The sequence below is a fragment of the Legionella yabuuchiae genome (assembly GCF_900640115.1).
In the GTDB taxonomy this organism is placed as follows: domain Bacteria; phylum Pseudomonadota; class Gammaproteobacteria; order Legionellales; family Legionellaceae; genus Legionella_A; species Legionella_A yabuuchiae.
Genome location: NZ_CAAAIW010000011.1, coordinates 12,914 through 25,020 on the forward strand (window position 1 = coordinate 12,914; position 12,107 = coordinate 25,020).

Below are 12,107 nucleotides of genomic sequence, written 5' to 3' on the forward strand. Positions count from 1 at the left end.
ATGAGCAAGGCAATTTGGCACCCAAAACACCCTGAACAAACCCGCATGTGGCAATTTATGCACTATGTTTCAAAAGCCGAATCAGAATCGTTTAAGAGCTATCAGTCGTTACACGATTGGTCGGTACAAAACCCCTCGCTCTTTTGGCAGAGACTTTGTGAGTTTTTTACCATTGAATTCGACACGCCGCCTGTTCAAGTTTTAAGTGATTACGACCACATGATCAATGCGAAATGGTTTCAAGGCGCTCACTTTAACGTCGCAGAAAAACTCTTAAATGGAGCACCAGACAAACCTGCCATTATTGCTTTAAATGAACAAAACATACGTACCGTTTTAACCTATTCTGAATTGAAAAACACTGTGGCCCGTTGTGCAGCAGGTTTAAAAAGAGCTGGCATTCAATCGGGCGATCGTGTTGCGGCGTTTATGCCGAACGTTGCAGAAACCGTGATTGCTTTTTTAGCTTCCGCGTCAATTGGCGCCATTTGGTCCTCCTGTTCGCCAGATTTTGGAGTGCAAGCAGCCGTTGATCGCTTGGGTCAATTAGAACCTAAGCTATTATTTCTCAGCGACCAACATCAATACAATGGCAAAACTCATGAGGATTTAGTGAAGTTACAAGAATTTCTAAACTTAATGCCAAGCTTAGAGCAGGTGGTGGTTTGCCCAATGCTAAAGGATAAGCCGTTAAATTGCTCTTCATACCCTAAAACGGTGTTGTGGGAACAATTTTGTGATATTGAGGCCCCCCTCACCTTTGCTTCACTCCCCTTTTCTCATCCAATATATATTTTGTTTTCCTCAGGAACCACTGGAAAACCAAAATGCATTATTCATAGCGCAGGCGGGGCTCTATTGCAGCACATCAAAGAATTAGGGCTTCACACAGACATCGGCATTGAAGACCGTTTGTTCTTTTATACCACGTGTGGTTGGATGATGTGGAACTGGATGGTGTCGGTTCTAGCGCTTGGCGCAACGTTGGTTTTGTATGAAGGCTCCCCTAATTTTCCAGAAGCTTATCGTCTGTTTCAGTTGATTGATTCCGAAAAGATTACTGTGTTTGGCACAAGCGCTAAATTTCTCTCAATGGTCGAAAAATCCGAAGCCTTTCCCGCAAAGCATTATCCAATGAGCGCTTTGCGTTGCCTATTGTCCACAGGCTCCCCTCTTCTGCCGAAAAATTATGATTTTGTTTATGAACACATTAAGTCGGATCTTCAACTGTCGTCAATTTCAGGCGGAACTGATATTGTTTCATGCTTCGCGCTAGGCAACCCAATCTTGCCCGTTTATCGCGGCGAACTTCAGTGCCTTGGTTTAGGCATGAGTGTGAAGGTGTTTAATGAGAAGGGAAAGCCCATGGAAGAAAAACGAGGAGAGCTCGTCTGCACAAAGCCATTTCCTTCCATGCCCCTTGGATTTTGGCAAGACGAAGACAACACCAAATATAAAGAAGCGTACTTTGAGCGATTTCCTGGGGTTTGGGCCCACGGTGATTTTGCTGAGTTAACCAAACATCATGGTTTAATTATTTATGGCCGTTCCGATGCGGTTTTAAACCCTGGCGGCGTTCGAATAGGAACGGCCGAAATTTATCGCCAAGTCGAAAAAATCCCTGAGGTGGTCGATAGTGTGGTCATCGGTCAAGAGTGGCAAGAGGACGTTCGAGTGATTTTATTTGTAACCTTAAAAGGGGGATTAACCTTAACCGAAGAATTAAAAAACACCATTCGGCAAACCATTCGAACCAACGCCTCCCCTCGACATGTTCCGGCAAAAATTATTCAAGTTCCAGATATACCTCGCACCATTAACAATAAAATCGTTGAATTGGCGGTTCGAAAGATTATACATGGGCAACCTGTAAACAATACTCAATCGTTAGCCAATCCCGAAGCGCTGGAGTACTTTAAATCGCTCGCTGATTTGTATAATTAAATAAAAAATGTATAATCTCCTTAGCGCTGATTTGAACTCACAGCTTGCGGGCGCTCAAACGGTTGATAACGTCAACCCTTGAAAATACGGCTAAAGCGGGCAGAACCCTCCCCTCTTCTTCCGAACCCCGCAGTTGTCAAACCTTGGTATCACCATGATTAAACTGGCAGGATTAAAAAAATCCTTTGGCAAGCATGTCGCTTTAAATGATATTAACTTAACCATCCCGGCGGGTGAAATTTTTGGCATTATTGGAAAAAGTGGCGCCGGTAAATCGACGCTGTTACGTTGTCTTAATCTATTAGAGCCACCGGATGAAGGACGAGTGATGGTTGACGGCGAAGACTTGACTCAATTGAGCCCTAGTCAATTACGGCAAGCTCGATATAAAATGGGTATGATCTTTCAGCATTTTAATTTGCTTAATTCTAGAACGGTCTACGACAATATAGCCTTGCCAATGCGCATTCAAGGCCAGGATGAACAGGCCATCAACACTAAGATTAATGAGCTTTTACCTTTAGTTGGTCTTGAGGATAAAGCCCAAGCGTATCCACAGCAATTAAGCGGCGGCCAAAAACAACGCGTGGCTATTGCGCGAGCATTAAGCGCTTCTCCCCAACTCTTATTATGTGATGAAGCAACCTCTGCCTTAGATCCTGAAACCACCGATGCTATCTTGTCACTGTTAAAAAAGATAAATCAATTGTATGGGATTACGATTGTTTTAATCACCCATGAAATGGACGTGGTTAAACGAATATGCAATCGCTTATCCGTCATGGAAAAAGGCAAAATCATTGAAACCATCGAATTAGCCAATGTTTTCAAGGATAAAACAAGCGTTGCTCGAAACATGCTTTATGCACAATTAAGCCCTGAACTACCCGTATGTTTAAAACATCATATTAGTCAAGCGGTAAACGACAAGCCTCTGGTACGAATCTTGTTTGAAGGCAAAGGCGCAACGGTTCCTTTTATTAGTCAAACCAGTCGTGAACTTCATTTAGACATCAACATTTTACTGGCGAACATTGATCGCTTTGATCATCTCACCTGCGGTGTATTGGTGGCTGAATTATCCGCAGATCAAACCCAGTTACAACAATTTATTCAACGCTGTAATCAATTCAGTCTTAGTGTGGAGATTTTAGGTTATGTCACCGACGATGCTATATGATTTACTCATCGCAACAGGTGAAACGCTGTATATGGTTTTCGCCAGTACTTTATTTGCCGCAATGTTAGGATTGCCCTTAGGAACCCTATTATTTAGCAGTGGAAATATTAAGCCTCACCCCACGTTGCATCGATTGGTTGCAGGCCTCATAAACATTAGCCGTTCTATCCCCTTTATTATCCTTTTAGTCGCGTTAATCCCGTTTACGCGATTTATTGTGGGTACTTCTATTGGGATTCACGCGGCTATGGTTCCTTTAACCCTTGGAGCCGCACCTTTTTTTGCTCGCTTAGTTGATAATGCTTATCAAAGCCTTCCCGAAGGGTTAGTTGAAACCGGTTTTTCGATGGGAGCCAATACCTGGCAAATGATTCGCCTTCTGTTATTGCCAGAAGCCACACCCCAACTTATTCATGCGATTACGGTGACGGCAATCACCTTAGTGAATTATTCGGCTATGGCCGGCACGGTCGGCGGCGGTGGGCTAGGTGATTTGGCGATACGTTATGGTTATCAGCGATTTAATGTAACTATCATGTTGGCGACGGTATTAATTTTAATTATCATAGTTCAAGCGTTACAAATGGCTGGTGATTATTTGGTTCGAAAATATACTTAACGACCATCGAATTACCATCAAACCTGTATTGTAACTCCCCAGGTACCTGCAAATTTTGTTTTAGTTTAAAACAAATAGGTGCTTCGTCATCCTGAGCGTAGCGAAGGATCTCCAAAATCTGGCTTCGATTTAGTCATTTTGAGATCCTTCGCTACGCTCAGGATGACGTACCTGGGGAGTTACCCTGTATTTATATCGGAGAATTTAATGCGCTTTATCCTTGTTTTTATTCTTACACTCACTTTAATTGCCTGCAGCAAACCATCACCGAATACGATTGTTGTGGGCACTATTGCCGGGCCTGAAACAGAGTTAGTGGAAGTAGGGCAAAAAGTCGCTAAAGAAAAATATGACCTCAATGTTAAAATCATTGAGTTTAGCGATTACAACTTACCCAATGAAGCGCTCCAAGATGGCAGTTTAGATGCCAATATTTATCAACATCAGCCCTATTTAGAGGCATCGAAAAAAGCTCATGGTTATGAGTTGGAAGCCATTGGCAAAACGTTTATTTACCCAACGGCAATTTATTCTAAAAAATTTAAAACCTTAGACAATATACCCGTAAAAGCAACCGTTGCCATTCCAAATGATCCAAGCAACGAATCCAGAGCCTTACTACTATTGCAAAAAGCAGGATTAATTAGGTTATCTTCTAATCAAAATCCGGATGTTAAAGATATAGTCGCCAATCCAAAACAGCTTAAATTTAAAGAGCTTGATGCGGCTCAGTTACCCCGTGTGCTGGATGATGTCGATCTTGCCGTCATCAACACTAATTTTGCCATTCCCGCCGGGTTAAGCCCAAGCCGCGATGGGTTATTGCAAGAAAGCAAAGACTCGCCTTATGCCAATATTATTGTCATCAAAAGCAATAGTGAGAAAAAGCCGCAACTTGAGTTGTTTGTTAAAGCCATGCATTCAGAAGAAGTTAAACAAAAAGCCAAATTGCTCTTTGGCGACGGCGCCATTCCTGCCTGGGAATAAGTAGGGTAACCGCATCTAAATTTTAAACACTAAAAAGTTTGTTTTTGTCTACGTGCCGTGCTTTATGCACGGCATCCAGTTGATCTTGAACAATGTACGAGACTAGATTCCGCGCATAAAGCGCGGAACGTAGGCATTTTGATTTCATAGTATCCGTTTAGATGCGGTTGCCCTGTGGGAATAAGTGTACTTAAGTTTAAGCTAAGATTTTAATGATATACTTATTATAAGATTTTTTAAATTTTTCGGGTGAATTATGTTACTTGAACTTCTAGCAGCACATCAGGCATATAAAAGTATTTATAGACCAGGTAAGTATTCTACCCTAAAAACGCCTGAAGAGCAGCAAGCCATTATTGCAGAATTTTCAAAGAGCATGGGGTTTGGAAAAGGCATGGAAGGCGCTGAGCTATTTACTCAATATCTGGAAAAACGTCAAAGTAGCATTCAGGACATTCGTGATAAAACCCTCAAAGAATTATCAAAGGATATTAAAGAGGATAATTCTAACCAAAACGCTCTTCGTAAAGAAATTGAGTCAATTACAAAGCCAGATCCTTCGTTTCTTAAGGAACAACAAGCCTATGAAACACAAATTGCGGCGTTAAATCGCAAAATTAATGCGGCTGATGGCTCATTAAACATCTACGAACTACAACAAACGGTGAAACGTTTAGAACAAGAAGCATCAAATGCACTAGCCGCGCAAAATAAGAAGGATCTCGAAAAACTTACTAAGCTATTTAAAGATCCTGATAATAGAAATCAGTTGGCTAAATTATTAAACATCGCATCTACGGATAACCAGAGCGATAAAAAAATAGATGCTGCAATTGAAAAAATTACTGATTCATTCAAAAGCTCACAATCAACCTATACCAAGGCAGCAATTGAGCCGCTTGCAAACAGCCACCGCGAAATACTTAATCAGATTGAGTCTGAAAACAGCCGAATCTTTGCTCTGGCTGGCCTCTACAATAAAAATGAAGCGATAAAAGCCTATATCGATCAACTCTATGAAAAGAATCGTAAATCTCCTGGTGCAGGTGTTACCATTCAAATTGGAGATGAAGATGGTAGTTCTGCTTTATTTAAAGGCATAAAAATTGAAGATTTGCCTGTATTAGAGACTCAAACTGGTCTTAATATTAATAAACATGGGAACGGTGAATTCTCAATTCAAATGCCAAGGCCATTATTTAGCACCGCTTATCATCGCGGTTGGAACAGTAAAATGAAAGAGGATCTCCAAAGCCTTGCCTTAATGGTGAGAGCGAGTGGTTATGACACTATTACCATGGATATTGATCATCCCGATCCTGAGCGTTGTATGAAACTTGCTGCAGAAGCGTATGAAGCTTGTCGAAAAAGTGGCTTTGAAAGCAAAAATATTACCCTCAAAATAAATGGCGTAGAGAAAAAAATAGATGAGGTATTTAAAGGCCGAAACGATCGCTATAAAGCCATCGAAGAAAGAGCTCAATTCCTTAAGACCCAAAAAGAAACACTTACGCCTAAAGTTTCTGCTCAACGCACAAACCAAATTAAAGAGGATCTAATGGGAATGAAAAAAGAATCCTCTACGGAACAACCATCTGCAGAAACACCACCCATACACCAAGCAGCACCATAAGCTATGTTTATTGGCGATAAAAGGCGTTTACGCCTTTTATCGCCTTAATCGTTCAAAATGCATTTTTGAACCATCCCAATCCTTTGATTCGGTCTTTTATAGCGATACATGCACCAACCCGTTGACTCATTGAAACAAATTTTTCTGTTCCTTAAGCAAGAAATCTGGTATTTTTTCTTATGAAGGGCAAGAACTATACGCAATCAAATCCAAAAGCGATATAGATTACAGAAGCCCTGGCCATGGACTTAAAGGCAGTAAAGGAGATTAGCAATGAGCGCTAAGAAGTTTGAGGATTTTGAAGTAGGAATTGATGATTTGTTTGATGCCGCGGATGCAGGATGCCTCACCACAAAATTAGAGAGACGAAGACGAATCGAAGAGTTAGAGGAAGAAAAACGGCTTCGTGAAGAATTGTGTGAATTTGCTTAAAGAGTTTTTTGAAGTCGCTGTGTTCGTTATTCCCGGTTCTGAGCAACCGGGCTACGTTTTGTAGACATCGAAACGAATCGTTTTGCCTGGATAGCTTATCTGGGAGGGCTTTAAGGGTGGTTGGCGTTGTGGCCATTTTACGACGACCCTATTTTTGGCTCTTTTAAGTGAACTCTCCAATAGCTCTAGAGCATCCTCATCGGCTCCTAACAGTTGTTGCAGAAGCTGCATTTCCTTTTTGACTAACGCTGATTTTTGTCGGGTGGGATGCATTGGATCCATATAGATGACCTCAGGGTAATCAGGTTCTGACAAGGCAGTTAAATACGATTTTGCATCTTCATGGTGTAAAGACAATAACGGCTTAAGAGACGAAGATTCATCAAGTCGCTTTAACCCATCTTTAAGTAAGGCGGCCATAATTGGGTTGCGCTCAATCATGATAACATTAGCACCAAATCCTGCTAGAATCGCCGCATCTCTTCCCCACCCAGCAGTAACATCAAGGATGGTTACGCCTGAATCTGGTTTGCAAGCTTGAATTAATCCTTGTTTTTTGCCCTCAAGTCGTCGTTTGCGAGATACGTCTTCGAAATCAACCGCCATAGGTAAAAACCTAGTCGTTCTTAATTCCAAACGCTCAGAAGTCAACGTCAACTGTGGGAATTTATCGTGATTGATTTCTAAATGAAGTTGGGCTGCAAGCGCTTTGGCATTTTCTCGCAAAGATTCCTCTGTATAACCAACAACAACGGGCTTAAGCATCGTGCGTTAATAAATAGGTTTCTACACATTCCAACAGGCTGTTGAATACCGGAACATGGGGATAAGCTTTAAGCCCAACACGGTCAGTCATCGTTGAGAATACTAGCAACGGCTTGGCGCCAACCGCTTCGGCGGCTTGAATATCAGAGACTCGATCGCCGACATAAGGAACCCCTGTGATCGTTTGATTAAAATACTCAGCGATCGCTAACAACATGCCCGGATTTGGCTTACGGCATGGGCAGCCATAATCAGGCATATGAGGGCAATACTCAATCACATCGATAGCGCCACCCGCCTCACGAACGCGAGTGAGTAGCGTTTCATGAATCTTCTCTAGCTTCGCCTCATCATAATACCCGCGCGAAATCCCTGATTGATTTGTGGCGACACCAATGCGATACCCTGCTTTAGTCAACATCGCAATCGCCTGAAGGCTTCCAGGTAAGAGCTTAAATTCATCAACCGATTTAATGTAGTGCATGGAGTCTTTATTAATCACTCCATCACGGTCCAATATAATAAGTTTCGTCATTTCTCTATCGTTAATAAGGAGATATCAGCCACCCCTTGTAATAAGATTTGAAGGCGCGTTAAAAGACTGAGTCGATTTCGTTTAAGGGCTTCATCATCTGCCATGACCATCACGTTATCAAAAAATGCATCCACAGGTTGGCGAAGCGTCGCTAAGTGGCTCAGTATTTCTTCATAGTTACCAATCAAATACAGCGGTTTAACAAACTGCTCCATTTGCTGAATTTTCTCGAACAAGACCTTTTCTTCTACCTCTTGTAATAACTCCGATTTAACCTCTTGAAGCCCATTGGTTAAATTTGCTTTTTGCACAATGTTGTTGACCCGTTTACATGCGGCAGAAAGACTAACGGCTTCTGGTAAGTGCACAAAATCCATCAGTGCTTTTATACGCATATCCGTATCATAAAGCCAATCCTCCTGGCGCGCTCGAACGGCTAACACAAGATCTTGAGATACCTCTTGAGTTTGATAATAGGACTGCATTCGTTCCAAAATAAATGGGATTAATTCCTCGACCGCTTGGTGATTAAGTTTTGGGGTTGTCCTATAGCTATGTAATGCTTGCTGCACTAAGGTCGATAAATTAATTGCAGCGGGGGTTGCAATCAGCAGACGAACCACTGCCAACGCATGCCGTCGTAGTTTGAACGGATCTTTAACCCCTGTTGGCTTTTGGCCAATAGCAAAAATACCCACCAACGTATCCAGCCTATCGGCCAAAGATAACGCTGTACCAAGAGTGGTCGAAGGCAACTCATCACCAGAAAAACGAGGCCAATATTGTTCTTTTATCGCAATGGCCACCGCTTCAGGCTCATGATCATTCATTGCATAATAATAGCCCATAACCCCTTGTAGTTCAGGAAACTCACCCACCATGCCAGTCATTAAGTCACACTTACACAGTTCTGCGCTTCGTAAAGCATGAGTTTGGTTCAGATTCAATGGTTGAATCAAGGCTTCCATTAAAGTCTTAATGCGCGTTGTTTTATCTGCAAGACTCCCGAGCCTGGCTTGAAACACCACGGCCTCTGTGGCTTTTGCATAATCAGATAAGGATTTCTTTTTATCTTGCTTATAAAAGAAGGACGCGTCACTTAACCGTGCGCGCATCACTTTCTCATTACCTGCCACGACTTGTTCAGGAGCTTCGCTAATAATATTAGAGACCGTTATAAAATAAGGCTGCAATTGCCCTGTTGCATCTTGTAAAGCAAAGCATTTCTGATGAGCCTGCATGGAGGCAATTAACGCTTCTGCAGGGACTTCTAAAAACTCTGACTCAAACTGCGCCAGCAAAGGGTGTGGCCATTCAACAATTGAGGTCACTTCATCCACTAGCGGCTCTGGCATAATCGCAGTAAACTGATGCTCACGAGCCAACTTAACAACCTGCTCAATTATGCGTTGCTTACGTTGAAAGAAATCTGGCTCAACAAATGCCTCTCTTAGTGCACGTTCATAATCCGAAGGCGAATCAATTTTAACGGGTTTAGGATAATGAAAGCGATGACCAACACTATCACGGCCCGTCGTGACGCCTAAAAGCGTGGTCTCTATAACTTCATCCCCAAATAATAAAACAGCCCAGTGAACCGGACGCGCAAATTCGTTTTCACTACTTCCCCAACGCATGGGCTTAGGAACCGGCAAACCAGCTATTGCTTCAGCAATCAACTCTGGCAAAAGCTTTTTTGTATCAGCGCCAGGTTTTATAGCTTCATAAATCCACCAGGAACCTTTATCTGTGTGCGTCTGACTTAATTGATCCACCGAAACGCCGCATGATCGAGCAAAGCCTTGCAAAGCCTGGGAAGATTTTTGTTGCGAATCAGAGCCTGCGGTCACCGCTGGCCCTTTACGAATAATAGTTTGATCTGGCTGAGTCTCTTGAACCTCTTTTATGAATACCGCTATACGTCGGGGCGTAGCATAGGATTTCACTAGACCAAACTGTAACTCAGCGTTCTTTAATCCAGCCATTAGATTATTGGCTAACCCTTCAGCCAAAGGCCAAACGGAACCTGAGGGTAATTCTTCGGTACCCAACTCAAATAATAAATCACTCGCCATCGCACACCTTTAGCATTGGGAAACCAAGCGCTTCGCGCGCTTGGTAGTAAGCAAGCGCTACCGCTCTCGATAACTGCCGAACCCGTAATATATAACGCTGACGCTCGGTAACCGACACCGCATGACGAGCATCGAGCAAATTAAACACATGGGAAGCTTTCATGACCATTTCATAAGCAGGCAAAGGCAACTGCAGTTTTACTAGCTGTTCGGCTTCTTGCTCATAATAATCAAACTGATTAAACAGCGCATCCACATTCGCATGCTCAAAGTTATAAGCCGACATCTCAACTTCGTTTTGATGAAACACATCGCCATAGGTAACCGTTCCATGTTCAGTATCACTCCAAGGCATATCAAACAAGCTGTCATACCCTAAAATAAACATTGCCAATCGTTCCAGGCCATAGGTTAACTCACCGGTGACGGGTTTACAGACTAAGCCGCCTACTTGCTGGAAATACGTAAATTGGGACACTTCCATGCCATTTTGCCACACTTCCCAACCAAGCCCCCAAGCGCCCAACGTTGGAGACTCCCAATTATCTTCAACAAAACGAATATCATCTTTTAAAGGATCAATTCCTAGGGCACGCAAAGAATTGAGATATTTTTCTTGAATATCGAGTGGTGAGGGTTTTAACACCACTTGGAACTGATAATAATGTTGAACACGATTCGGATTTTCGCCATAACGCCCATCCGTAGGCCGTCTAGAAGGTTGAACATAAGCAGCCGACCACGGTTCTGGGCCAATTGCGCGCAAAAAGGTCGCAGGATGAAAGGTTCCTGCGCCCACTTCCATATCCAGCGGCTGCAAAATCACGCATCCTTGTGACGCCCAATAATGTTGGAGCGTTAAAATAATGTCCTGGAAGGTTTTTGGCTTTGTCATGTAAATCTCAAACAGAAGGGAAAAACTAAATGAATCCCGAACTACGCAGAAAAGGCATCATCAGACTGAACTAAATGACCACGTATCTTAGATGCCCTATAACCCCAAATACCTATGCCTCTCTTGTAGACCAGCCTATGCCTCGGGTTTACCCAGGAGTCTAATGCTTGCTTTATTCTAGACTCCAGGGACAAGCCAAGGCGCGTTAGAGCGGCAAAGAATTGCCTGAAGTATACAATAGTTTGTAATTATTTTCCTGCTTGCTCAATCAGGTTTTGCAACACTTCTTCACTGGCAGCACCTGGAATAAAGGCAGGATCACTGTTTTTCTTAAATTGCCCTTTGGGTGTTGCAGCAACGATAAAGGCAGGTGTACCCATGAGGTTCATTTTTTCAGCCAGCTCGCGATTTGCTTCTAACGCGGCAGTTACTGTTTTACTGTCCATATCTTTCTTGAGCTTAGAAATATCCAGCCCAGCTGATTTAGCTGCATCCATAATCACCGTTTCATCAAGGCGTTTATTTTCAGACAGCAGCGCATCATGCATGGCTTTATATTTTCCTTGCATCGCAGCCGCAAGAGCCGCCTTTGAGGCTAACTCAGAGCTTTTACCAAAGATAGGGAATTCCTTATAAATCACACGAAGATTATCATGTTTCTTAATAAGCTCACTGATCACAGGCATCATCTTTTTACAGTGAATGCACTGATAATCAAAAAACTCAACCAGCGTTACATTTCCATTCGGATTCCCAGCAACCGCTAAATTTTCAGTAAACAACTGCTTTGCATTCTCAGAAATCGCGCTTTTTGCTTTTTCTTGCATGCTTTGTTGTTGTTTCTGCTGCAACGCTTGTGACACTTCCACGAGTACTTCTGGATTTTTAACCAGATACTCGTGAATAATTTGCTCAACTTCCTTTTTCTGAGCCGGAGTTAACGCATCTGCGGCAAGAACCGGGCCTGTTGCAACGCTTGCGAGCAAACCAATGGTCATCAGTGATTTTAATTTCACGCCTATCCCCTTTATAGTTTTTATTA

General features: G+C 42.7%; 11 protein-coding genes. 6 read left to right on the forward strand and 5 right to left on the reverse strand.

The window, feature by feature from the left end; genetic code table 11:
- From E1O47_RS05635 to E1O47_RS12245, 6 genes are all read left to right on the forward strand, one after another.
- Positions 1 to 1,944 (forward strand): acetoacetate--CoA ligase, encoded by a 1,944-nt coding sequence (locus tag E1O47_RS05635; protein WP_133130293.1) that lies wholly within the window; start codon positions 1 to 3, stop codon positions 1,942 to 1,944.
- A 154-nt stretch (positions 1,945 to 2,098) separates the two neighbouring features.
- Positions 2,099 to 3,124: a methionine ABC transporter ATP-binding protein gene (locus tag E1O47_RS05640; RefSeq protein WP_133130294.1), complete on the forward strand. Its 1,026-nt coding sequence runs from the start codon at positions 2,099 to 2,101 to the stop codon at positions 3,122 to 3,124.
- Positions 3,102 to 3,743, forward strand: coding sequence for a methionine ABC transporter permease (locus tag E1O47_RS05645; RefSeq protein WP_133130295.1), 642 nt, complete (start codon positions 3,102 to 3,104; stop codon positions 3,741 to 3,743). Before E1O47_RS05640 ends, E1O47_RS05645 begins: the two co-directional genes overlap by 23 nt.
- A gap of 207 nt (positions 3,744 to 3,950) precedes the next feature.
- Positions 3,951 to 4,730, forward strand: a complete 780-nt coding sequence (locus E1O47_RS05650; RefSeq protein WP_133130296.1) for a MetQ/NlpA family ABC transporter substrate-binding protein — start codon at positions 3,951 to 3,953, stop codon at positions 4,728 to 4,730.
- A gap of 256 nt (positions 4,731 to 4,986) precedes the next feature.
- Positions 4,987 to 6,363 carry a hypothetical protein gene (locus tag E1O47_RS05655; protein WP_133130297.1) on the forward strand — a complete coding sequence of 459 codons (1,377 nt, stop codon included), beginning with the start codon at positions 4,987 to 4,989 and terminating at the stop codon, positions 6,361 to 6,363.
- Positions 6,364 to 6,636: 273 nt separating this feature from the next.
- The gene (locus tag E1O47_RS12245) at positions 6,637 to 6,795 is read left to right on the forward strand and encodes a PA3496 family putative envelope integrity protein (RefSeq protein ID WP_165475044.1); all 159 of its coding nucleotides are present in this window, start codon (positions 6,637 to 6,639) and stop codon (positions 6,793 to 6,795) included.
- A 51-nt stretch (positions 6,796 to 6,846) separates the two neighbouring features.
- Here the strand turns inward: E1O47_RS12245 and E1O47_RS05660 are convergent, their stop codons facing one another.
- The 5 genes from E1O47_RS05660 to E1O47_RS05680 form a co-directional block, all read right to left on the reverse strand.
- Positions 6,847 to 7,560 (reverse strand): class I SAM-dependent methyltransferase, encoded by a 714-nt coding sequence (locus tag E1O47_RS05660; RefSeq protein WP_133130298.1) that lies wholly within the window; start codon positions 7,558 to 7,560, stop codon positions 6,847 to 6,849.
- On the reverse strand, positions 7,553 to 8,095 hold the full coding sequence (gene gmhB, locus E1O47_RS05665) for a D-glycero-beta-D-manno-heptose 1,7-bisphosphate 7-phosphatase (RefSeq protein WP_133130299.1): 543 nt from the start codon (positions 8,093 to 8,095) through the stop codon (positions 7,553 to 7,555). Before gmhB ends, E1O47_RS05660 begins: the two co-directional genes overlap by 8 nt.
- Entirely contained in the window at positions 8,092 to 10,170 is a 2,079-nt protein-coding gene (gene glyS / locus E1O47_RS05670; protein WP_133130300.1) for a glycine--tRNA ligase subunit beta, read from the reverse strand. The genes gmhB and glyS overlap by 4 nt, the downstream gene beginning before the upstream one ends.
- Positions 10,160 to 11,065 (reverse strand): glycine--tRNA ligase subunit alpha, encoded by a 906-nt coding sequence (gene glyQ / locus E1O47_RS05675; RefSeq protein ID WP_133130301.1) that lies wholly within the window; start codon positions 11,063 to 11,065, stop codon positions 10,160 to 10,162. The genes glyS and glyQ overlap by 11 nt, the downstream gene beginning before the upstream one ends.
- Positions 11,066 to 11,313: 248 nt before the next feature.
- Positions 11,314 to 12,081: a DsbA family protein gene (locus tag E1O47_RS05680; protein WP_133130302.1), complete on the reverse strand. Its 768-nt coding sequence runs from the start codon at positions 12,079 to 12,081 to the stop codon at positions 11,314 to 11,316.
- Positions 12,082 to 12,107: the final 26 nt, after the last annotated feature.